Origin of the sequence: Peptoniphilus sp. oral taxon 386 str. F0131 (genome assembly GCF_000090945.1) — a bacterium.
Taxonomy (GTDB): domain Bacteria; phylum Bacillota; class Clostridia; order Tissierellales; family Peptoniphilaceae; genus Anaerosphaera; species Anaerosphaera mikwangii.
On record NZ_GL349422.1, the window covers coordinates 608,816 to 632,524 of the forward strand.

At 31.5% G+C, this 23,709-nt stretch carries 25 protein-coding genes, 1 tRNA gene and 1 other RNA gene; 25 read left to right on the plus strand and 2 right to left on the minus strand.

The genetic code is table 11. The features are described 5' to 3' along the window. The first annotated feature begins 218 nt into the window (after window positions 1-218). The 9 genes from HMPREF0629_RS02905 (at window position 219) to HMPREF0629_RS02945 (ending at window position 9,008) form a co-directional block, all read left to right on the plus strand. Window positions 219-1,310 (plus strand): PTS transporter subunit IIC, encoded by a 1,092-nt coding sequence (locus HMPREF0629_RS02905; RefSeq protein WP_009221878.1) that lies wholly within the window; start codon window positions 219-221, stop codon window positions 1,308-1,310. A gap of 422 nt (window positions 1,311-1,732) precedes the next feature. Next, window positions 1,733-2,860: a class I SAM-dependent RNA methyltransferase gene (locus tag HMPREF0629_RS02910; protein ID WP_009221879.1), complete on the plus strand. Its 1,128-nt coding sequence runs from the start codon at window positions 1,733-1,735 to the stop codon at window positions 2,858-2,860. A 16-nt stretch (window positions 2,861-2,876) separates the two neighbouring features. Then, window positions 2,877-4,016 (plus strand): SpoIIE family protein phosphatase, encoded by a 1,140-nt coding sequence (locus HMPREF0629_RS02915; protein WP_255263822.1) that lies wholly within the window; start codon window positions 2,877-2,879, stop codon window positions 4,014-4,016. Window positions 4,017-4,396: 380 nt separating this feature from the next. Then, window positions 4,397-5,068, plus strand: a complete 672-nt coding sequence (locus tag HMPREF0629_RS02920) for an energy-coupling factor transporter transmembrane component T (RefSeq protein WP_009221881.1) — start codon at window positions 4,397-4,399, stop codon at window positions 5,066-5,068. Beyond that, window positions 5,065-6,477: an ABC transporter ATP-binding protein gene (locus HMPREF0629_RS02925; protein ID WP_009221882.1), complete on the plus strand. Its 1,413-nt coding sequence runs from the start codon at window positions 5,065-5,067 to the stop codon at window positions 6,475-6,477. The genes HMPREF0629_RS02920 and HMPREF0629_RS02925 overlap by 4 nt, the downstream gene beginning before the upstream one ends. Next, window positions 6,470-7,057 (plus strand): MptD family putative ECF transporter S component, encoded by a 588-nt coding sequence (locus HMPREF0629_RS02930; protein WP_009221883.1) that lies wholly within the window; start codon window positions 6,470-6,472, stop codon window positions 7,055-7,057. Before HMPREF0629_RS02925 ends, HMPREF0629_RS02930 begins: the two co-directional genes overlap by 8 nt. Window positions 7,058-7,211: 154 nt before the next feature. Beyond that, a complete protein-coding gene (locus HMPREF0629_RS02935; RefSeq protein WP_009221884.1) occupies window positions 7,212-7,697 on the plus strand; it encodes a hypothetical protein in 486 nt (161 codons plus the stop codon). A 226-nt stretch (window positions 7,698-7,923) separates the two neighbouring features. Continuing rightward, window positions 7,924-8,358: a GNAT family N-acetyltransferase gene (locus HMPREF0629_RS02940; protein WP_009221885.1), complete on the plus strand. Its 435-nt coding sequence runs from the start codon at window positions 7,924-7,926 to the stop codon at window positions 8,356-8,358. A 2-nt stretch (window positions 8,359-8,360) separates the two neighbouring features. Beyond that, window positions 8,361-9,008, plus strand: coding sequence for a hypothetical protein (locus HMPREF0629_RS02945; RefSeq protein ID WP_009221886.1), 648 nt, complete (start codon window positions 8,361-8,363; stop codon window positions 9,006-9,008). A gap of 70 nt (window positions 9,009-9,078) precedes the next feature. On the opposite strand, the gene HMPREF0629_RS02950 is transcribed toward HMPREF0629_RS02945, so the two are convergent. Continuing rightward, on the minus strand, window positions 9,079-9,597 hold the full coding sequence (locus tag HMPREF0629_RS02950) for a nitroreductase family protein (protein ID WP_009221887.1): 519 nt from the start codon (window positions 9,595-9,597) through the stop codon (window positions 9,079-9,081). Between the two features lie 89 nt (window positions 9,598-9,686). Here HMPREF0629_RS02950 and HMPREF0629_RS02955 point away from each other — a divergent pair, with 89 nt between their 5' ends. After that, entirely contained in the window at window positions 9,687-10,583 is an 897-nt protein-coding gene (locus tag HMPREF0629_RS02955) for a radical SAM protein (RefSeq protein ID WP_176686339.1), read from the plus strand. Between the two features lie 288 nt (window positions 10,584-10,871). Here HMPREF0629_RS02955 and HMPREF0629_RS02960 read toward each other — a convergent pair whose 3' ends face one another. Then, window positions 10,872-11,852 carry a biotin--[acetyl-CoA-carboxylase] ligase gene (locus tag HMPREF0629_RS02960; RefSeq protein ID WP_009221889.1) on the minus strand — a complete coding sequence of 327 codons (981 nt, stop codon included), beginning with the start codon at window positions 11,850-11,852 and terminating at the stop codon, window positions 10,872-10,874. 150 nt (window positions 11,853-12,002) lie between these two features. Between HMPREF0629_RS02960 and HMPREF0629_RS02965 the strand changes: the two genes are divergently transcribed. The 15 genes from HMPREF0629_RS02965 to HMPREF0629_RS03025 all read left to right on the plus strand — a co-directional run bounded on the left by HMPREF0629_RS02965 (window position 12,003) and on the right by HMPREF0629_RS03025 (window position 23,670). Continuing rightward, window positions 12,003-12,094 (plus strand) — tRNA-Ser (locus tag HMPREF0629_RS02965). 4 nt (window positions 12,095-12,098) lie between these two features. Beyond that, window positions 12,099-12,362, plus strand: an RNA gene (gene ffs, locus HMPREF0629_RS07740) — signal recognition particle sRNA large type. A gap of 258 nt (window positions 12,363-12,620) precedes the next feature. Further along, on the plus strand, window positions 12,621-12,845 hold the full coding sequence (locus HMPREF0629_RS02970) for a FeoA family protein (RefSeq protein WP_255263823.1): 225 nt from the start codon (window positions 12,621-12,623) through the stop codon (window positions 12,843-12,845). Between the two features lie 4 nt (window positions 12,846-12,849). Continuing rightward, window positions 12,850-13,080 (plus strand): ferrous iron transport protein A, encoded by a 231-nt coding sequence (locus HMPREF0629_RS02975; RefSeq protein WP_009221891.1) that lies wholly within the window; start codon window positions 12,850-12,852, stop codon window positions 13,078-13,080. Between the two features lie 11 nt (window positions 13,081-13,091). Beyond that, window positions 13,092-15,242, plus strand: coding sequence for a ferrous iron transport protein B (gene feoB / locus HMPREF0629_RS02980; RefSeq protein ID WP_009221892.1), 2,151 nt, complete (start codon window positions 13,092-13,094; stop codon window positions 15,240-15,242). Between the two features lie 8 nt (window positions 15,243-15,250). After that, window positions 15,251-15,385 (plus strand): FeoB-associated Cys-rich membrane protein, encoded by a 135-nt coding sequence (locus HMPREF0629_RS07805; protein ID WP_081689735.1) that lies wholly within the window; start codon window positions 15,251-15,253, stop codon window positions 15,383-15,385. 185 nt (window positions 15,386-15,570) lie between these two features. After that, on the plus strand, window positions 15,571-15,972 hold the full coding sequence (locus HMPREF0629_RS02985) for a DUF4418 family protein (protein ID WP_009221893.1): 402 nt from the start codon (window positions 15,571-15,573) through the stop codon (window positions 15,970-15,972). Between the two features lie 90 nt (window positions 15,973-16,062). Beyond that, window positions 16,063-16,731 (plus strand): ABC transporter ATP-binding protein, encoded by a 669-nt coding sequence (locus HMPREF0629_RS02990; RefSeq protein WP_009221894.1) that lies wholly within the window; start codon window positions 16,063-16,065, stop codon window positions 16,729-16,731. A gap of 25 nt (window positions 16,732-16,756) precedes the next feature. Next, complete coding sequence (locus HMPREF0629_RS02995; protein ID WP_009221895.1) at window positions 16,757-18,055, plus strand: FTR1 family protein; 1,299 nt, start codon at window positions 16,757-16,759, stop codon at window positions 18,053-18,055. Between the two features lie 13 nt (window positions 18,056-18,068). Continuing rightward, a complete protein-coding gene (locus HMPREF0629_RS03000) occupies window positions 18,069-18,725 on the plus strand; it encodes an iron transporter (protein ID WP_036729837.1) in 657 nt (218 codons plus the stop codon). 118 nt (window positions 18,726-18,843) lie between these two features. Beyond that, window positions 18,844-20,076 (plus strand): Fe-S-containing protein, encoded by a 1,233-nt coding sequence (locus tag HMPREF0629_RS03005; protein WP_009221897.1) that lies wholly within the window; start codon window positions 18,844-18,846, stop codon window positions 20,074-20,076. Window positions 20,077-20,091: 15 nt separating this feature from the next. Next, entirely contained in the window at window positions 20,092-21,375 is a 1,284-nt protein-coding gene (locus HMPREF0629_RS03010; protein ID WP_009221898.1) for an ABC transporter permease, read from the plus strand. Window positions 21,376-21,387: 12 nt separating this feature from the next. Further along, a complete protein-coding gene (locus HMPREF0629_RS03015) occupies window positions 21,388-22,521 on the plus strand; it encodes an FtsX-like permease family protein (protein ID WP_009221899.1) in 1,134 nt (377 codons plus the stop codon). 10 nt (window positions 22,522-22,531) lie between these two features. Continuing rightward, on the plus strand, window positions 22,532-23,239 hold the full coding sequence (locus tag HMPREF0629_RS03020; RefSeq protein ID WP_009221900.1) for an ABC transporter ATP-binding protein: 708 nt from the start codon (window positions 22,532-22,534) through the stop codon (window positions 23,237-23,239). Beyond that, window positions 23,239-23,670: an FMN-binding protein gene (locus HMPREF0629_RS03025; RefSeq protein WP_009221901.1), complete on the plus strand. Its 432-nt coding sequence runs from the start codon at window positions 23,239-23,241 to the stop codon at window positions 23,668-23,670. The genes HMPREF0629_RS03020 and HMPREF0629_RS03025 overlap by 1 nt, the downstream gene beginning before the upstream one ends. Window positions 23,671-23,709: the final 39 nt, after the last annotated feature.

Sequence of the window (23,709 nt, forward strand, 5' to 3'; positions counted from 1 at the left end):
TTTTATATAATGATATATATAGTTGAAAACAGTTGAATTAGTATTTTCAATATTCTCATATTATTAAATATGACTGCAGCTAAAATAATTTCAACTATACCAAATTGTAATTATTTTAGTTCAAATTATTAATTAAAATAAGTAGTAATATAAATTAAAATATATAGTATAATAAACTTTGAGCGTAATTTTAACTATTTTTAATGAGGAGAAGTATAATGAGAGAATTAAGACAATTTTTAGAGAGAAAAGACATTGAAATATCCATAAAGAGATATGGAATTGATGCTTTGGGTGCGATGGCACAAGGGCTATTTTGTTCATTACTTATAGGAACTATTATAAATACCATAGGAATGCAGTTTAAAATTCCATGGCTTATGACAACTGTTGCGACGATAAACGGAACAGATTATACAATCGGATCACTTGCTTCGGCTATGAGCGGTCCTGCTATGGCTGTTGCGATAGGTTATGCACTTAAATGCCCTCCGTTGGTTTTGTTTTCACTTATTACTGTAGGATTTTCTTCAAATGCTTTAGGAGGAGCGGGAGGTCCGTTGGCAGTTTTATTTGTTGCGATAATTGCAGCTGAATTCGGAAAGGCGGTATCAAAAGAAACAAAGGTGGATATTTTAGTTACACCTATAGTTACTATAGTAATAGGAGTTGCATTATCCGCATGGTGGGCACCGGCACTTGGCAATGCGGCTATGAAAGTTGGGAATGTAATAATGTGGGCTACAAATTTAAGACCGTTTTTAATGGGAATACTGGTTTCTGTTTTGGTTGGTATAGCGCTTACACTTCCAATATCATCTGCTGCAATTTGTGCGGCTTTAGGACTTACAGGTCTTGCCGGAGGAGCGGCGCTTGCGGGATGCTGTGCACAAATGATTGGATTTGCATTTATGTCATATAGAGAAAATTACATAGGAGGATTAGTTTCTCAAGGAATAGGAACATCAATGTTGCAAATGGGAAATATAATTAAAAATCCTAAGATTTGGATCCCGCCTATTATAACATCGGCAATAACCGGACCGATAGCAACTTGTATATTTAAGCTTGAAGTAAATGGACCGGCAGTGGCGTCGGGTATGGGAACTTGCGGTTTTGTAGGACAACTTGGAGTATATACAGGATGGCTGAAGGATATTGAAGCGGGCATAAAAACAGGAGTAACAACAAATGATTGGCTGGGGCTGATTTTAATTTCTTTTGTACTCCCGGCAGTGATATCTGTTTTAATATGTAAAATTTTGAGAATTATCGGTTGGATAAAAGATGGAGATATGAAATTAGATTAATAATATCAAACAAATCAAAGAAATAAAAATATATGTCTAAATAAATCTTAAGAGCTTTTGGAAGCTTTTGAAGAAACATCAGATGATGGCAAATATATTTGAATAGACTTGGAGAATATTATCTAAGCGAACGGTGATGATATATGATAATTTTCACAAGATCTAAGAAAATGTGAACAAAGAAGTACTTTCAAAAGATTTGCATTATTGTGTGGTGATGGTAGCCATAATATTGCAATTGGAATGATGTATATTGCACTTAATTAATTAAAAATATTAAAATAAATAACTGTCTGTAAAGCGGATAGTTATTTATTTTATATTTGAAAAAAATGAATTATATTTAGAATATTAACAATTTCTTTTAATTTTTATTACTGATTTTATTTTAATATTAAGGTATAATTTTATTGAGGTGTAAAATGAATAATATAAAAATAATTGCAACTGCAAATTTTGGGCTTGAAGCTGTTTTGAAAAGAGAGCTTATAAATATGGGATATGAAAATCTTGAAGTAAGCGATGGAAGAGTAAGCCTTATCGGAAATTTGACAGATGTGGCAAAGCTGAATTTAAGACTTAGAACTGCAGAGAGAGTATTAATTGAGCTTGGTACATTTGAAGCGTATACATTTGAGGAGCTTTTTGACAACACATATAAAATATCGTGGGAAAATATAATTTCGGAAAAGGGAAATTTTTTAGTACAAGGCAGAAGTGCAAAGTCAAAGCTGTATTCAATATCGGATTGTCAAAGAATAGTTGAAAAGGCGATAATTAAGAAACTTCAAACGAAGTATGATATATATCGTTTTGAAAAATCTGAAGAAAGGTACAAAATAGAGGTTTCAGTTTTTAAAGACATTGCAAGTATAACTCTTGATACATCCGGAGACGGACTTCATAAGAGAGGTTATAGAGAAGTATCATATAAAGCTCCGATATCGGAAACTATAGCAGCAGCTATGGTTATGTTGAGTTATTGGAAAGAGGATAGAATTTTATGCGATCCGTTTTGTGGAAGCGGAACAATACCGATTGAAGCTGCAATGATCGGAAAAAATATTGCACCCGGAATTTCAAGACATTTTGACAGTGAAAAATTTATATTTATGGATGAAAAAATATATAAAGAAGAAAGAGCAAAGTGTTATAGTGAAATAGATTATGATAAAAAGTTACAAATATTTGCAACAGATATTTCGTATAAGGCGATAGAAGTTGCAAAGAACAATGCGGAAATATTAGGACTTGATGAAGATATAAAATTTTTTGTAAAAGATATAAGAGAATTGGACTTACCTGACGATTATGGAGTGATTATAACAAATCCTCCTTACGGAGTTAGAATTGGAGGAGACGAAGTAAAAGAGCTTGAAGAAGAACTTGGTAAATTGTATAAGACAATTCCGACCTGGTCGTTGTATGCAATATCATCAGATGAACAATTTGAAAAGAACTTTGGCAAAAAATCAGATAGAAATAGAAAATTATACAATGGAAAAATAAAGACATACTACTATCAATATTATGGACCACGTCCAAAATAGATTAATCAGAGATAGTATGAGTGAGGTATTAATCATGAACAAACCATATAAAGATTCAATTTTAAATAAAGATAAACTGAACTATAAAATATTAGATGGCATAGTTGATTTAGTTCGTGTACTTAATACTGATAATGATGTTGTATTTGCAAACAAAGCCATGAGAGAAATGCTCGGTCATGATAATAACAATATGGTATGTAAGCTCAATGAATCTATATTAGACCCGAGAATAACAAAGAGAACACTTGAAACGGGTGAAGTGATACAGAGAGAAGAAATGATTGATAATAAATATTTTTCTGTAAAATGTTCTCCGGTAATAGGAATGAATAATGAAATACTCGGAGTAGTTGAAGTATTTAGAAATATTTCAATGGAACGAAAGCTTGTTTCGGAAATAATTGAAAAGAATGAAATGATGACAGTCGAAATGACACATGCACAAAAAATTCAACAGGCGCTTTTACCTGAAAAGGGAATGTTTGAAAATTTAAAAATAGACTATATATACAGACCGTCAAATATGCTTAGTGGAGATATGTTTGATATTATAAAGATAAATGATGACAATGTCGGTATATATATTGCAGATACGGTAGGACATGGTTTTGCATCATCAATGGTGACAATGTTTATACGACTTGTAATGAGAAACATACCGAATTCAAAGTTACTTTATCCGTCCAAGACATTAACTGAGATATGGAATAGATTTTCCGCCCTTAAACTTGATATAGAACTATACTTTACATGCTTTTATGGAGTATATAATATAAAAACAAATAAACTGACATATTCAAATGCAGGACACTTTCCATATCCGATAATATTTAGAGGCGATGAGATAATAGAACTTGAGGCTAATGGATTTCCTATAACAAGATTTTTAAAAGGAGTAACTTATGCTGATGACAGTATAAAATTAAGTGAAAATGACAAGCTTTTATTTATGACTGACGGTATAACTGAAACTAAAAATAAGAACTCAACTCCGTTTGGAACATCAAGGGTAAAAAAAATAATAACGGAAAATAATGGAAGTGAACTTACTGCACTTGAAAAAGGTGTATACAAATTTATGTGGGGAGAGCAAAAAGATGATATAACAGCTCTCTTGATAGAATTACAAAATCTACAAGAAACAGAAAAATAAAATAATATTAATATAATTTATAATCTATTATTTTAAAAAAAAGACATCTGCTTGAAACGCAGGTCTTTTTTTTTATGTTAAATTAATGGATGTCAGCATAGGATATTTAAAAATACTTTTTGAATCGAAATATAAAATATACTTGAATGATGATAAAAGTTTTATTAAACATAATAAATATTGATAATCATTATTGATATTGACTGATTATGATAGTATAATAACTATGTTGTAAAAAAAGCTGAGGGGAAATTTTAAGCAAAAATTTATATTCGGAGTTTGATATTTTAAATTAAAATCAGAATGTTAAATAAACAGACAGCTTATTATGGAGATGATAAAAATTGCAATACTCTATTTTAAAAAATAGAAATATAATAATGGACAGAAGGTTAAATCCACTTAGCATTATTTTGATAAATGCTTTTATTCCTGTTGTAAATACTCTTTTTCCAACGAGCAAAGCTATATTTTTAGATTTAGCTGTTGCCTTATTTATTTTGTTTTTTACAGGATTATACAGCAAAGCTATAAAGGCAATCCTTTATTTAACTGTATTTTTCGGTTTATATGTTGTTAGTTTAAATTATTTTAATAGTGAAGTTATAATATCTTTTTTTAGAATGACTACTTTATTTGTGCCCTGTATTATTTTTGCATACTTATTAATAACACAATATAATTCATCGGAGATATTATCAAGTTTACAAAAATTAAAGCTTCCTAAAATATTTATAATCGGGCTTACTGTTACGATAAGATACATTCCGACATTTAGAAGAGAATTTAAGACAATAAAAGAGGCTATGAGTATAAGAGGTGTGGATTTTTCCATAAGAAGACCGATAAGAACTTTTGAATATTTAATTGTACCGCAACTTTTCAGATGTTTAAGTTTAAGTGGTGAATTGACATCAGCCGGACTTACCAGAGGAATTAGTGCTCCTAATAAGAGAACAGGTTTTTTCGATAGGAGATTTAAATTTTTAGATTTTTTAATTTTTTTTATATTGATTATGGGATATGTATTAATTATAGGTGAAGTAATATGATTGAAAATGTAATAGAATTAAAAAATTTAAGTTTTAAATATTCGGAAGATAAAGTCAATGCTATAGATGGAATAAATTGCACTGTGGATAAGGGAAAGGTTATATTCATAGCCGGAGATAGCGGTTCAGGGAAATCGACTTTACTAAATATAATAAATGGTATTATTCCTGAAGTTATCGAAGGAGATTTAAACGGGAAAGTATATATAAATAAAGCGGAAAATTTAAAGATATATGAACGGAGTTTGATTTTAGGAAATGTATTTCAGAATCCGAGAAGTCAATTTTTTACAACAAATACTACATCCGAATTAGTTTTTGCTATGGAGAACTATGGGAAAAGTTATGAAGAAATGAAAGAAAGGCTTATCCGGATAGTAGATGAATTTAAAATTGAGAAATTGCTTGATAGAGATATATTCAGTATATCCTCAGGTGAAAGACAATTTTTAGCATTACTTACAGTTCTTATTATGAACCCGAATGTAATTATATTTGATGAACCGTCGGCAAATCTTGATTATGGGAATGCAATGAGACTTAAAAGGCAAATAGAGGAACTTAGAGAAAGTGGAAAGACAGTGGTAGTTGCAGATCATAGATGTTTTTATTTGAGGGGAATAATAGACAAGGTTCTTTTAATTGAAGATAAAACTGTAATAGAATTTGGTTCGGAAGAGGAATTTTTTAATTGTGCTTATGGCAAAAGAGTTTTTGATTTATTTACTCATAAATATAAAGAGAGAAAAATTGTTAAATCAGAAATTGAAACTGTAAAACTTCAGGATGTTTATTATAAAAATATTTTAGAAAACATTAATGTTTCTTTTAATAAAAATGAAACGACTGTAATTGTGGGGACCAATGGAGCGGGAAAGACTACACTTGCAAAATTGATTTCTAAAATAGAAAAGGCGGATAGAGGTAAAATAGAAATTGAAAATAGAGCATTATATATAATGCAAGATGCGGATTTTCAACTTTTTGGGGCAACTTGTTTAAAGGAACTTGAAATAACAAGTAAAAATGAAGCGGAAAATATGGAAATATTAAGATTATTAAATCTATATGATGTAGCTGAAAAACATCCTCAGTCTTTAAGCGGAGGACAGAAACAGAGGTTGCAGATGGCAATAAGCCTTGTAAGTAAAAATGATGTTATCATCTTAGATGAACCGACGAGCGGGCTTGATAAAAATTCTATGAATAGAGTTATTGAGTTGATTGAAAAATTAAAGCAAAATCGAACATTAATTATAATATCCCATGATTATGAATTTATAAGAAAGAGTGCGGATAGAGTAGTTTATTTAAAAGATAAAAAAATAGAAGAAGATTTTTATTTAGAACACGAAAATGTTGAAAGATTAAATAATATTTATAAACAAATGGAGGAGTATTATGAATAAAAAATTAAAGATAAAAGATGTTTTATTAATTGCCTTATTAACAGCGGTTTATATGATTATATATATGGCAACAATGGTGATTATTACACCTCTTGGTGCTTTAGGACATGCAATAAGTCCGGGTATATGTTCCTTATTTTCAGGTATTGTAATTTATTTCATGTCAAGAAAAATTGGAAAAATGTGGCAATATAGTTTAATGACTTTGTTAGTTATGGCGAATTTTGCACTTATGGGCGGTGGATACATACCTTGGTTGATTTCATCCGTATCTATGGCGGTAATCGCAGATTTTATAGCATCAAAATCAAGAGATGTAAGTGTATTTAAAGTTGCAACGGCATCGGGTATTATGCATGTGGGGCAAGCGTGGGGAGCAATAATTCCATCGATTTTCTTTGTAGAAAGTTATAAAGAAACTTGGATTAAAAGAGGACAAACACTTGAATCGATGAATGAGCAGATAAAATATACGGCAGGTATTTGGGGAATTATATCTACAGTACTCGTATTTGTACTTGCATTTATAGGAGTTTATATCGGGTATTTAATTCTAAGGAAGCATTTTAAAGAAAATTAAAGATAATTATTAAAAATTTTAAAATACAGACAAGTAATATTTGTCTGTATTTTAATTTATATTTTAGTATTAACTTTTAATTTTTGCTAAAAATTTATGCATATAGTATAATCATTTGTAATATAAAGTGTTAAAGGAGGAGGCTATATTTAAAATGGATATCTTATTTCTACAAGTAGTTTTATATTGCTTATTATTCACATTATTAGTGGCTTTATCATTTAGAGGTAATGCGATTAATATTGTATATTTTTATCCTAAATCCGTTATAGATAAGGTTGTTGAATTTGGTTATACAGATTATAAAACAGTTAAAAGAAATAAGATTATATTTTATTCTTTATTTATTGTTTTAATGTTTGGAAGTTTGATATTAATTGTTGGATCATGGAATGGAATCAATGATTTTAAACAAGCGTTTATTCAATTAAATATTTTTCTTCAATCTTGGAATATCTATGATGGATTAGTTATGGATATTTTATGGACCAGTAATAGCAAGAGTTTAAAAATCAAAGGTATAAAGGATAGTGAATATATACCTGGAGTTATAGATGTAATTAAAAAGAGAATTATCTTTATTCCTGTTTTATGGGTAGCATCTTTAATCTTAGCTAAATTCATAGTATTTATATATTAAATTATTTTGAAGTATAGAATGAATAGCTTGTTTTAGAATGAATCAATGAAATCATAGAAAAGATATATGGTTATGACAAGAATAAGATTGAGATTGTTTGGAAATTTGATGGATGAATTTTTGAAAATAATAGTAACATAACAGGCGGATATTATTGGATAAAAATTGAAAAAACATGTATCCGGTACTTGACACAAGAATGAAATCCAAATAGAAAGGAGGAGCTATGTTTAAAATTTTATGTAAAGATGATTTAGATATTTTAATCAAAAATTATATTTTATTTCAAAATTCAAGAGGAGATTCATGGACTGATGAAACGGCAAGGAAGAGAATAAGTCAAATCTTAGATACTACAGATTCACTTTTTGTAGGTATATTTGAAGATGATTTGTTAAAAGGATTTTCCATGGGATATTTTAAACAATTTGATGATATCTTATTATTTTATTTGGAAGAGATTATGATTTTTAATGAATATCAAAATAACGGATTGGGAAATAAATTGATGATTGAAATTGAAAGAATTGCAAAAGAACGAGGAGCTTCAAAAATCAGTCTTTTAACTACTGAAGATGACAGACATCAAAGATTTTATGGAAGGCTTGGTTTTAAAAGGTCAGGGCTTTTAGTTCCCATGAATAAGAATATAGGTAGGTAAATATGAAAAAGATAAATATTTTTTTTATAATTGTATTAGTTATTATAGGTATAATTATTTTTTCATTTATCAATAGAGATACCGGCGAAAAAGATGTAGTCGCCTATAAACCTGTAATTTATTTATATCCTAAAGAAAAAATTGATTTAACTGTAAGATTGGATTACAATGGAAAATTGACATCCACATATCCTAAATATGAAAATGGGTGGAATGTAACGGCATATCCGGATGGAAAATTGATAAATCATTCTGATGGTCGTGAGTATTCATATCTGTTTTGGGAAGGAATACAAGATGTGAAATATGACATGGAAAGGGGATTTGTCGTCAAAGGGGAAGAGACAGCTCAATTTTTACAGAATATTCTGGGAAAAATGGGTTTGACCCCTAAAGAATATAATGAATTTATTGTATATTGGTTACCTAAAATGGAGATAAATAATTACAATTTGATAAATTTCCAAGAGAAAGCTTATACTGATAATGCAAAACTTGAAATAGTTCCAAAGCCGGACAGCATTATTAGAGTATTTATGACGTACATGCCTCTTGATAAGAAGATTGAAATTGAAGAGCCTGTTATTAAATCCTTTAAAAGAAATGGATTCACAGTTGTAGAATGGGGCGGAACAGAACTTAACAGGTAGATTGTAAATTTAAATTTGTATATTACAATAATAAGCGCAAGACAAAAAACCTTCGGTGAGAAACCGAAGGTTAAAATTTTTCATTGTGAATTTTTGTTGCTATATCAAATTTTTCTCTTTTTTTAACTTTTTCATTTCCATATCCGATTGGTATCATACATAATGAACTGAATTTTTTAGGTATGTCAAATAATTCTCTAAGAAAAGCTTGAATTTCGTCCCCTTTTGACGTTTTTCCTTCTTTTAAGTCAACCCAACATGTGTTAAGTCCGTTTTCCTGGGCTAAAAGTTGAAGATAACTTGCTACTACACTTCCTTCTTCAATCCATGTAGGAGCCAATTCTCTATCTACAAGTATTAAAATTACTTGAGGAACTTCTGCGATATATCTTGTTCCGAATGTTTCAATTTCAGATAATTTTTTAAGGCTTTCCTTATCTTCAATAATCAGAAATTGAACAGGATGTGAGTTTGCATAAGAAGGACCCATCAGAGAGTACATTAATATTTCTTCAAGTGTTTCTCTATCAACTTTTTCATCTTTATATTTTCTTATGCTTCTTCTTTCTAAAATAGTGTCTTTTAACATATAATCACCTCGTAAGTTATAATACAGTATTTTATCATATATAAAATTTTTGTCTAATTAAGTTTATGATTTTAAGGTATAATATTATTATGAAAAGGTATATAGAATATGAAAATTGTAAAATTTGTCCAAGAAATTGTGGCGTGAATAGATATAATAAAACCGGGTTTTGTAAGATGCCTGCGAATTTATATGTTTCGCATACGAGTCTTCATATGTGGGAAGAACCTCCCATAACAGGGGAAAATGGCTCAGGAACTATATTTTTTACAGGCTGTAATCTAAGATGTGTATATTGTCAAAATTATAAAATTGCAATAGAAAATTTTGGAAAGTGTATTGATGAAAGTGAACTTGCAGATATTTTTTTAAAGCTTCAAAATAAGGGAGCACATAATATTAATCTTGTAACTCCATCGCACTATATATTAAATATTGCCGATGCAATAGATATTGCTGAAATGAGAGGACTTAATATTCCGATAGTTTATAATACGTCATCTTACGAAAAAGTTGAAAGTTTAAAGTTGCTTAGCGGAAAGATTGATATTTATCTTGCAGATTTAAAATATTTTGATAAAAAACTTTCTGAGAAGTATTCAAAAGCTGCTGATTATTTTGAGATTGCAAGTGGTGCTATTGAGCAGATGTTTAATCAGGTTGGCAGATTTGAGTATGATGGAGAACTCTTAAAAAGAGGACTCGTCATAAGACATCTTCTTTTACCTGAACATATAGAAGATAGTAAGAAAGTTGTCAAATATTTATATGATAAATACTCCGATGATATAATTTTTAGTATTATGAGTCAATATACTCCTGTCAGAAAGCTCAAGTATGATAATTTAAATAAAAGGGTTGATGAAAGAGAATATAATGAACTTGTCGATTTTTGTATAGAACTTGGAATTGAAAATGCTTTCATACAAGATGGTGAATCTGCAACTGAAAGTTTTATCCCAAATTTCAATGTAAATAAGGTATAGATAAAAAATTTCAATTAATTCGTGAAAAAGGCTTGCAAATGTTTTTTTGATATGATATTATTACATTGTGAATATTTCCACGAACAGTGGATATTCTTCAATCATCTTTTTTCTTCCCAGCTATACATAAAAAGACACCGACGGGGTGTCTTTTTTACTTGCAATAAAAAACTCCTGCATTGCAGGAGTTGTAATAGAAAATTATCAACAAATATAATTTCCACAGTTAATAATAATCTATTCCCAAGGGTTTAAACCATTCTAATATAAATTTTTAAAAATGTAAAGTTAAAATTGACCCTTAACTGAAACTTCACCACTTGATAAACTAATTATGGAGCCGTCTTCAAGTTCAACTATGAGATTGCCGTTTTCATTTATATCAATAGCCGTTGCTTCATATTTTTTTGAATCTTTTTCAAAACTTACACTTCTTCCGAGAAGTAATGAATTGTCCTTATAGATTTTTAAAATTTCTTCTCTTTGTTGCTCATAACATGCTTTGTAAAATTCATTGAGTATTTCTCCTATAAATTCATTTCTAAGCAAGTCTTTTGGGAGAAGTGATCCTACAATTGGACGAAGCTCTTTAGAAAAAGCACTTAAGTCTGTTGAAAAGTTAAGTCCTATTCCGATTATTATTGATTTAATTTGTTTTGATTCAAAATCATAATCTGCTTCTGAAAGTATTCCACATATTTTTTTATGGTTTAGGAAGATATCATTTACCCATTTTATTTTAGGTTCCTTATCAGTTTTGGATTTTATTGCATTTACAACTGCATTTGCTGCGCGTACTGTTATTAAATCAAATGAATTTATTTTGAAGTTATCTTTTGGAAACAGAATTATTGTCATGTAAATTCCGCTTCCCTTAGGAGAAGAGAAGCTTCTTCCTTTTCGCCCTCTTCCTTTTGTCTGTTCATCTGAAATTAAAACCGTAAAGTTTTCAAGATCCTTAGAATATAGAAGTCTTTTGGCTTGAGTATTCGTAGAATCTATTGTCTCATAACAATATATATCAATGTCCTTAAGTTGCGGTATTAAATAATTTTTTATTCCGAAAGAGGATAATTTATCACATCGTTCATCAATTTTATATCCTTTATTTGTTGAGCTTTTAATTTCATAGCCCTGTTCTTTTAATGATTTTACAGCTTTCCAAATTGAAGTCCTTGATAGAGACAGTTCTTTTGCCAATACTTCACCTGACATATATTTATCTCTATTTTCTTCGAGGATTTTTAAAATATTATCTTTAGTATTCATTGTATCACCTCATATTTAGAATACTATCACATATTATATTAACGGTAAACAATTAAAACTTATATATCATTTCAGTCTCAGCAATATATTATGTAATTTTGTAAATCTTGACAAAGAATAATAAAAAGGTTAAAATTATTATCTAAGTGTGGAAAGATGGTCGAGTTGGCTTAAGGCGCTCGCCTGGAAAGCGGGTATACGTTAATAGCGTATCGGGGGTTCGAATCCCCCTCTTTCCGCCATAAACCATGATAGATGGGGAATTAGCGATGCCCTGTAACCTGCAATCGCTACAGCAGGATTGAATTCCCATCGGAGGACTTAAATTGTGCAGCCTGCCCCAAGTGTGTGGCGTTGATAATAGGGTCCTGCGCAACGTATGCTTGTGAACCGTGTCAGGTCTTGACGGAAGCAGCACTAAGCAAGATTTTATGTGTGCCGCAGGGGTGCCTTATTTGAGTTAACTGCTTGGGTACCGTGTGTAGTTTAATTTCGATGATGGGTTCATGGTTACATATTATGCCTGATAGGGCATATTTTTTTGCGCTTTTTTAATAAAAAGTGCATTTATTATATATCAAAAAATATAAGTTATATTTGATAATATTTTTTAAATTTACTGTTAAATTTTATAAAAAAATATGTTATAATACTTTTGAAGTTAATTATTAATATCAATTTAGCAAAACAATTTTTAAAATTGTTTTTTTTAACGTCAGATATGATAATACATATCATTGTGGGGGTGGTATAATGCTTAACCTTCTAATGGTTCCTAAAAATATAGATTTTAAAATTGTAAAAATTCGTGAGAAGAAAATAAAGAGATTGAATTATGAAAGACATTTGATTAATTTAGGTTTTGTAGAAGGAGCTAAAATTTCTGTTGTTAGTGAAACAAACGGAAATTTAATTGTTAAGCTTAAAGATTCAAGAGTTGCAATTGGAAATGATATTGCAATGGCTATTATGGTTGAAGAAATAAAGGAGTGATATTATGACACTTAAGGATGCTGTAGTTGGAAGTTATTATAAAATTATCAAAATAAATGGAGCAGGTCCGTTGAAGAGAAGAATTATGGATATGGGAATAACTAAGGGAACGGAAATATATATCAGAAAAGTAGCTCCGTTGGGAGATCCAATTCAGATAAATTTAAGAAATTATGAATTAAGCATTAGAAGAGTTGATGCAGAATTTATTGAAATAGAAAAAGTCGTTAAGTAGAGGGGGATATTATGACTATTACAATAGCATTAGCAGGAAATCCGAACAGTGGTAAAACTACATTGTTTAATGCCTTAACCGGTTCGCATCAATATGTAGGTAACTGGCCGGGAGTAACTGTGGAAAAAAAGACCGGTGAGTATAAAAAAAATCGAGATATAAAATTTACAGATTTACCGGGAATTTATTCTTTATCACCATATACTCTTGAAGAGGTTGTTTCAAGAGATTATTTATTAAATGAACATCCGGATGTAATTATAGATGTAATAGATGCATCAAATATTGAGAGAAATTTGTATTTGGCAACTCAGTTATCAGAACTTGGAATACCTATCATATTGGCATTAAATATGATGGACGTTGTGAAGAAAAATAATGACATCATAGATACTGAAAAACTTGAAAAGCTTTTAAACTGTAAAGTTGTTGAAATTTCTGCACTTAAAAATTTCAACTTGGATTATTTAATTAAGGTTGCAACAGATGAAGTTGAAAACAGGAATAATGTAAGTGAAATAAAGGCATTTTCTGAAAATGTTGAAGGATATATTTCAGAGATTGAAAATTCAATAAATTCTATAAGAAACAATCCGGCTAAAAGATGGATTGCTATTAAATTGTTTGAAAGAGACTTGAAAATATCTTCTGAAATTTCAATTACAGATACTGAAAAGGAAAAAATTGAGAAAATTATTTCCGGGGCAGAGACTGAACTGGATGATGATGGAGAGGGAATTATTACAGATGAGAGATATAATTTTGTAACGGAGATTGTATCACAAACCGTAAAAAAAGGCAGAGAAGGTCTTACAGTATCTGATAAGATAGATAAAATTGTAACTAACAGATTTTTGGCGCTTCCGATTTTTGCCGTTATTATGTATGGAATATATTATCTTGCTATAACAATAGTAGGAGGACCTGTAACTGATTGGACAAATGAAGTGTTATTTGGTGAAATAGTTGGCGGAAATGCAAGTGCAGCTCTTGAGTCAATAGGCGTTGCAGAATGGTTAAATTCACTTATAACAGAAGGTATAATAGGCGGTGTAGGCGGCGTACTTGGGTTTTTACCTATAATTGCAACTTTGTTTTTATTAATTTCAATTCTTGAAGATGTTGGATATATGGCAAGAATTGCATTTATTCTTGATAGAATTTTTAGAAAATTCGGTCTTAGCGGAAAGAGCTTTATACCTATTTTAATGGGAACAGGATGTTCTGTTCCGGGGATTATGGGAACAAGAACTATTGAAAATGATAATGACAGAAGGATGACTATTACAGTTGCATCATTTATGCCGTGCGGAGCTAAAACAGAAATTATAGCAATGTTTGCCGCCGTATTGGGAGGTCATGCTTGGTATGGACCTATTTGGTATTTTGGAGGAATTGTTGCAGTAATTATTTCAGGTCTTATATTAAAAAAGACAAATAAATTTCATGGAGATCCTGCACCGTTTGTAATGGAGCTTCCTGAATATCACATGCCGAGTATAAGGAATATAACTAAGGCTACTTTAAACAGATGTAAAGCTTTTATAATTAAAGCGGGAACTATAATTTTACTTTGTACAGTAGTTATTTGGTTTTTGAAAAATATTTCTGTTAATTTTGAATTTAGAGAATTTGCCGATTCATCAACTGATTCAATTCTTTCATTTATAGGAAAGAAATTACAGTGGATATTTGCTCCGCTTGGATTTGGAAATTGGATGGCAACTGTAGCAACAATTCTTGGACTTGTTGCTAAAGAGGTAGTAGTTGGAACTTATGGTGTTGTTGCGGGGCTTGGAGAGGTAGCTGCAGATGATCCGGGACTTCTTGGGGTAATCAATGCAAACTTTACAACAGTTTCCATATTATCATTTATGTTTTTCAATCAATTGACACTTCCTTGTTTTGCAGCTATGGGAGCAATTAAAGAAGAAATGGGAGATAATAAGTGGTTTGGATTTGCAATAGGATATCAAATGTTATTCTCATATACAATAGCTCTTATGATTTATCAATTCGGAAGAGTAATTGAAGGAGAACCGTTTACGGCTTGGACAGCAGTTGCATCAATAATATTGGTGATATATCTTTATCTATTATTTAGACCTAATAAATATGAAAGTAAAAAAACTGAAGTCAGAAGAAGTGTTGAGGAGGCATAGAGTATAATATGAATAAACCTACTATAATAGCACTGATAATTGTTTTAATTGTTATAGTACTTGCTATAAAGCACATTAAAAATTCAAAGGGTTGTGATTGCGGCTGTAAATCATGTAATAATAGCTGCAAACCGAAAAAATAAAACTTAAAAATAGGTGCCTATTAGGGAATATCCGATAGGCATCTATTTTTTTAGATTATTATGATAATAATTTTCAAATTATAGTAAATAATCAAAATATAGGGAAATAAATTGAGATTACAGTTTGGTATAATTCAGATGAGCTTGATGTTTATTCAGGCTAATTAAAAAAGGAGATAAGAAAAATGAAGAAAAAACAAGTATTCGGATTTTTATTCATTGTTCTGGGAGTGTTGTTGGCGCTTACACCTACATTTTTAGCTACTGTTTGTCCACCTAAAGAAGATGGTCATTTTATGAAATGCCATTGGATGGGCAATGCTGTAATAGCATTAGGTATAGCTATTGTTATATGCGCCGTAATTTTTTTATTTGTAAAAGATGAGAGCATTTCATTGGGAATGATACATTCAAATATTATCTTAGGTGTTCTTGCTTTGTTAATGCCCTTAAAAATTATAGGTTGTTGTCAGATGCCCACTATGCATTGTAATACACACACGAAACCTATGGTTTGTCTATTAAGCGGTATTTATATATTACTTAATATTATTTATTTATTTAAGAAAGATAAGGCTAACTCATAGTGGTGATTTAAGATTGAATAGGATGTAAGGTATCTTTTTAAATCTTTTAGCCAGTGTGAGTTTTGTTTTGATACAGTTAGGGAGAAGTATATGTTTTTATTAGAAACTAAAAGTCTTTCTAAAGAGTTTTCTCGTGGAGGAAGAAAGTTTCGTGCGGTAGATGGAATTAATTTTACTTTGAATAAGAATGAAATGGTTCATATAATAGGTCGTTCGGGAAGCGGAAAGACGACATTTTTAAATTTATTGTCGGGAATTTTAAATCCAACTTCAGGAGAAGTCTTAGTTGAAGGAAAAAATTTAGAGTCGATGGATGATGAACAAAGAAGTTTGTATAGAAATTCGTTTATAGGATATGTTCCTCAATCATTGGGTACGCTTCCAAATCTTACTGTGCTTGATAATGTCAGAATGCCACATTATCTGTTTAAAAGAGATGGGGACGGTATTGAAAGAGCATCAATGCTTTTAGATTGGATGGGAATTTTAAGTTTAAAGGATGAATTTCCAAATAAATTATCCGGCGGAGAAATAAAGAGAGTGTTACTTGCAAGAGCTCTTATGAATAGTCCTAAAGTGATAATAGCAGATGAACCTACATCTGATTTGGATTTTGACACTACAAAGGAGATAATGAATTTGTTTTCCAAGATAAATAAGGAATCAATATCTCTTATAATTGTTACTCATGAAATAGATATACTTAAGTATGGAAATAGAGTTCTTGTGATGAATGACGGTAAATTGTCTGAAAGATAGCCGGTGTGTGAAAAGAGGAATTAAAATGAAAAAAAATCTTTTGAAAATTAATGTAGTCTGCTTTTTATTGATTATGGTTTTTATGTTTGGAAGTATTACGGATGTAAATGCAGAGACAAAGTATGAAAACTGGGTTCAGGTCGCAGATGCAATGAGTGAACATCTTAATAATGCAGTTGATATTTATGAAAAAGGCGGAGATACGGCAGCAAAGGATGCGATAGATTCTATTAATATTGCATATTTTAAATTTTATGAAAAAATAGGTTTTGAAAAAACTGTAATGTCGAGGATTTCCGGTAAAAGAGGTTCTGATGTGGAGCATCAATTTTATTTGGCAAAAAAGTCTATTAAAGGAGGTTCTTCATTAGACGAAGTAAAAGAAGAAATTGATACTTTAATTACAATGCTTCATGAGGATGCTCATGAACTTGACGGAACTACCGGTTCCGAAAGTGATACCGGCTCTGAAACCATTGCAGGGTTCAATACATTTATTTCGGTTTTAGGTCTTACTCTCAGAGAAGGACTTGAGGCTATCTTAGTTGTTGCGGCAATAGCTGCATATTTAGTAAAGACTAATAATAAAAATTATTTGAAAAGTGTTTACATGGGAGCAGTTTTAGGAATTATATTTAGTGTAATTTTAGCTGTTATGTTTAATGTAATCGCAGATAAACTTGGGGAAAGTACTTCGGGTGTCGGACAAGAAGTATTTGAAGGTATTGCTATGTTTGTAGCAGTTATCGTGTTGTTCTATGTTAGTAATTGGATGCTTTCAAAATCAGAAGTTGAAGTTTGGAATCAATATATAAAAACTAAGGTAGAACAGTCGATTACTAAGGGGAATATGATTACTTTAGCTTTTACTGCATTTTTAGCAGTAGCAAGAGAAGGGGCGGAGTTAATTTTATTCTTCCAAGGTATGCGTTCTAATATTTCCAATAACCCGTCATATATGTGGGGCGGACTTGCAGTGGCAGTAGCAGTTTTAGCTGTAGTATATTATGCGATTGCAAAGCTTAGCGTAAGACTTCCGTTAAAACCTTTCTTCACAGCTACAAGTTGGCTTATGTTCATACTGTGTATTTCGTTTATTGGGAAGGGAGTTTTTGAACTTCAAGAGGCTGGAGTTATAGGAAGAACTATAATAACTGCAATGAACGGATTTACAATTGAACTTCTTGGCGTTTATGATCGTGTAGAAACTTTGGTTCCACAAATAATTTTATTAGTAGTAACTATAATTTCTGTTATATATCAAAATAAAAATAACAGGAAGAAGAGGGCTGAGCTTGAAGCTGCTCAGAATAAACAATCTTAAAGGAGGATTATTTATGTTAAAAAGAAAGAACTCAATAATGGCTTTAGCTGTAGCTTTAATACTTGTATTCGGAGCGACAGCTTGTGGTAAGAAGGACAATAGTTCGACTACAAATGAACCAAAAAACAAGATGGAAGAAAATGTAGAAAAAAATACAAACAAGGCTGAAGAGTCGGCAGCACCTGGAGAAGATGCAGGATTTGATGAATTTCCAATTGGTGATGAACAAGAACATGGTCCACTTGTTGTAGCAGGTGTTTATTTTCAACCTGTAGATATGGAACCGGCAGGAAACAGTTTATCAAAAGAAGAATCTGACTGCCATATTGAAGCGGATATAAGTGCTTCTGCAGAAGGAGCAACTCTTGGATATGGAGCAGGAGATTTCGTTCCATGGCTAAAAGTTAAAGCATTGATTCAAAAAGAAGGATCTGATAAGGTTCAAGAGGTTGCATTTATGCCTATGAACGCATCAGACGGTCCTCACTATGGAGCAAACATTAAATTTGAAGAAGGCTTAGGAAAATATAATGTTAAATTTGTAATCTCTGCTCCGGGAAATGATTACTTATTACACGTAGATAAGGAAACAGGTGTTACAGGAAGATTCTGGACAGAACCGATAGTTGTAGAATGGCCTGACTTTGAGTGGGCAGGACCACAATGGTAAAACTTTTGCCTTGGTTTTAAAAGGTTAAATACGAATTTGAAATAGAGGATCGGAAGTTTTTTCGATCCTTTATGACATTGTAGGGGGTGATCCTATTTTAAAGATATTTATTAAAGTTATGGAAGCCGGTATAGCTTTTTCATTAACATTATCAATATTACTTGCATATTATAGAACTGACAGAAGAGAAACTAAAAAATGGGTAGTGGGAATAAGTGTGGTGCTTGGATTTATTGCAGCTATAATATCAGCAGTACTGCGTTCTATTCCAAATTTATTAAATCGAACATCTCTTAGCTTTTGGAGTATGGTTCCGGTTGTTATTTCACTTATTTTTATTTTAATATTTATAATTTTTGAAAAGTCGTTCAGAAAAAAAATAGGCAAGCTCTATGAAAAAATATATACTATTTTATTGATGCTCTATATAATAAGCTCATTTTTCTATTATTTACCGCCTGTATTTGTTCAAATGAATAATTTTGTATATTATGGTGAAAGTGCAGTAAGTACAATGGTGTTATTTCGTGTTATAGGATATGTATTCGGAATCACAATGATGATTTTATCGGCAGTTGCATTATATAGTACAGGAATCAGATTGGAAAGCAAACAACTTGAAAGAGTTGTATTGGGAACTTTGATTATAAGAGGAATAAATCAAGTCATAGTAATTGTTCAACGATTGTATTCATTGGGATTGATACCGAGAAGAGCTTGGATATTTAAAATGATTGCTGCAATTATAAACCATGAGAGTTATATAACATTTGCTATGATGATGTTTCTTGTTTTAGTTCCATTGACATTATGGAAAGGCAACATAAAGATTAAAGAATCGTATAGAAATAATGCGGAACTTAGAAAAATAAAGTTTAGAATGAGAAATTGTAGACACTGGGCACAATTTTTCCTAATATTAATTGTAATAAATATTTTATCACTTACAGTTATAAAAAATTATGCCGGAAGAGAAGTAGCTCTTTCAAAGCCTGAAGAATATCAAATGGAGGAAGGGCTTATAGTTGTTCCGCTTGAAATTTTAGAGGATAATCATTTGCACAGATATATATATCACTCTGTTGACGGTGTAGATGTCAGGTTTTTCTTAATAAAAAAAGCACAAAATTCCTATGGGGTAGTTTTAGATGCATGTGAAATTTGCGGACCGTCGGGATATTTTGAGAGAAATAATGATGTTGTCTGCAAGCTTTGTGATGTAGTTATGAATAGGGGAACTATCGGATTTAAGGGTGGCTGTAATCCAATACCGTTTCCTTATGTTGTTCATGACAAAAAGATAAAGATACAGACTAAAGATTTAGATGCTATGTCGTATGTATTTAAATAGTGGGGAGGCAAAGCTATGTTTTGGAGAATGATAAGAGGTGCACTCTTTCGTCAAAAGGGAAAAATGCTCATGATTGCATTTACTATTGCACTTGGAGCAAGTCTTTCTACTTCTATGCTAAACACAATGCTTGGTGTTGGTGATAAAGTAAATAGAGAATTAAAGGCCTATGGAGCAAACATAAATGTACTTCCGAAGGAAGCATCCCTATTAGACGATATATATGGTATGGAAGAAAAGAAGAGTACAGTTCAAAAATATTTAAAAGAAGATGAACTTGGAAATATAAAAACTATATTTTGGGCATATAACATCGTAGATTATACACCATATTTCAATGTATGGGTTGATGTAAATAATGAAGTTATTGATACAAAAATGGTTGGTACATGGTTTGACAATCATATGGATCTTCCTACAGGAGAACAGATTGATACCGGAATGATAAGATTAAAAAATTGGTGGGAAGTTCAAGGTGAGTGGTTAAGTGATTCTGACGAGGACAGCGTTATGCTCGGAGCAGTATTTGCTACAAGAAATGCATTTAATCTTGGAGATGAACTTGAAATAAAAACTGATAATATGACCAGAAAATTGAAAGTCAAGGGAATTTTTAATTCAGGTAGTGATGAAGATCAATATATATTTGTGCCGCTAAAAGTTGCTCAGGATTTTGCAAATAAGAAAAATGTTGTAAATAGAATTGAGGTAAGCGCTCTTACTACACCGGATAATGACTTAGCGAGAAAAGCGGCAAAAAATCCTCTAAGCCTTACTATTAAAGAGTGGGAGGTTTGGTATTGTACTGCTTATGTAAGTGCGATATGCTACCAAATTCAAGAGGTAATGACAGATTCGGTAGCAAAACCTATTAGACAGGTCGCTGAATCTGAAGGAGATATTTTAAATAAGACTACACTTTTAATGGTTCTTATAACAGTACTTAGTCTTATAGGATCTGCACTTGGTATTTCAAACCTTGTTACAGCGGGAGTTATGGAGAGAAGTGCTGAAATAGGACTTCAAAAAGCAGTTGGTGCAAGTAATGGGAAAATTATAGGAACTATACTGACGGAAATAATACTCACAGGAATTGCGGGAGGAATTGCGGGATATTTTGTCGGATTGGGACTTACTCAGATAATAGGATATAAGGTTTTCGGCTCTGCCATTGCACCTGCGCCTATGGTTATTCCTATAGTAGTAATATTAATTTTATTAATTACGATTTTAGGTAGTATTCCATCTATTAAGTATCTTTTAAAATTAAATCCCACAGAAGTATTGCATGGAAGATAGGAGGGAGAAGCTATGAAAAAAAGGACTATGTATTGGAGAATGGTGCTTGGTTCACTTGCCAGAAGACGTTCGAGAATGTTTACGGCACTTCTTGCTATCGCGATGGGAGCTACAATTTTATCAGGACTTGTTACAATATATTATGATATTCCAAGGCAAATGGGAAAAGAGTTTCGATCCTACGGAGCAAATATGATTGTAATTCCGACTGACTCAGATAAAAAAATTACTAATGAGCAGCTTGAGGAAATTAGAAGGATAATTCCTGCAAATAAATTGGTGGGAATTGCACCATATATATATCAAAATGCAAAGATAAATGAACAGCCATATATGATTGCAGGAACCGATTTAAAACAGGCAAGAGAAAACAGCCCGTATTGGTTAATTCATGGAAAATGGCCTGAAAAATCAAGAGAAGTTTTACTTGGGAATGAAATTTCAAAGGTGATAGGGCTTTCAGCAGGAGATAAGGTTACGATTAATACACCGAAAGATGACGGAGAATTAACTGCAACGGATTTTACTATAACAGGAGTAGTAACAACCGGCGGGAAAGAAGAAGAGTTAATTTTTACATCACTTGAAGACCTAAAAGCTATAATATCGGAAGAAAATTTGGATGTTGTAGAATGTAGTATCGAAGCAGAACAAGGAGAGATACAGAAAATTGTAAATGACATTGCGGCTGCTGATAAAGAACTTACTCCTCAGATGGTAAAAAGAGTTACTGAATCACAAGATATTGTACTAACAAAGTTACAGGCATTGATATGGATAGTAACAGTAATTGTTCTTTTTATAATAATGATTTGTGTATATACTACAATGATGGCGGTAGTAATGGAAAGACGTAAAGAGATAGGTCTAAAAAAAGCGTTAGGTGCTTCAAATAAATCTGTTGTGACAGATTTTTTGGGAGAAGGAGTAATTTTGGGAATAGCCGGAGGTGCACTTGGTGTAAGTCTGGGATATGTATTTGCCCAGCAGGTAAGTATAAGTGTATTTGCTCGTAAAGTAAGTTTTTTATGGACGTTAATACCACTTACAATTATTGTTTCAGTGATAATAACTGTACTTGCGTGTATGCTTCCCGTAAGCAAGGCGGTAGATGTTGAACCGGCATTGGTATTAAGAGGAGAATAGGGGGAATATAATGAATATACTTACACTTAAAGATGTATCTAAAATATATGGAGAATTAAAAGCTCTTGACAAAATTAACCTAAATGTTGAAAAGGGAGAATGGCTTGCCATAATGGGACCGTCGGGAAGCGGAAAGACAACTATGATGAATATTATAGGTTGTATGGATAAGCCGTCAATCGGAGAAGTGATTTTGGAGGGACAAGATATTTCGAGATTGTCACCTAAAGAGCTCACTGTTATAAGAAGAGACAAAATAGGGCTTATATTTCAGCAGTTCCACTTGGTAAATTATCTTACTGCACTGGAAAATGTAATGATGGCACAATATTATCATTCCATGCCTGATGAAGAAGAAGCTATGATGGCTTTAGAAGCGGTGGGACTTAAAGACAGAGCAAAACACCTTCCAAATCAGTTGTCAGGTGGAGAACAGCAAAGAGTTTGTATAGCAAGAGCATTGATAAATCATCCGGCACTTCTTTTGGCTGATGAACCTACCGGAAATTTGGATGAAAAAAATGAATATCTTGTAATGGATATTTTTGAAAAACTTCACAATGCAGGCAGTACAATTATTGTGGTAACACATGATCCTGAAGTTGGAGATGAAGCGGAGAGAATGGTAGTTTTAGAGCATGGAAAGATTGCACGAGAAGAAAAGAAAAAAAGGCAAAGACCGATTATTACAACTAATGAATTAAAGGAGTTTATCTGATGAAAAAATTAGCATTATTGATGATTTTAATTTTTGTGTTAGCAGGATGCGGAAATAATAAAGAACAAGAAGAAAGCACAATTTCATATAAAGACGGAGAATATACTGCTCAAAGCGATCCTGATGATTGGGGCGGAAAAATTGTATTAAGACTTACAGTAAAAGACGGCAAGATTGAAACTTGTGAGCAGGATAATTTAGATTCCTCCGGACAGGAAAAAAATGAAGAATATGGAAAAATTGACGGAAAAATTTCAAATCCGGGATTATATAAAATTGCTCAAGGAGCAGTAGAGGCAACTAAGGAATATCCGAATATGCTTATAGATAAACAAGATATAAACAAAGTAGAAGTAATAAGCGGTGCAACGGTATCTCATAAATGTTTTACAGATGCAGTAAATCGTGCACTTGAAGATGCTAAGGAATAAAAAATGAAAGAGTTAAATGTAATTGGATTGGCAAAAAAG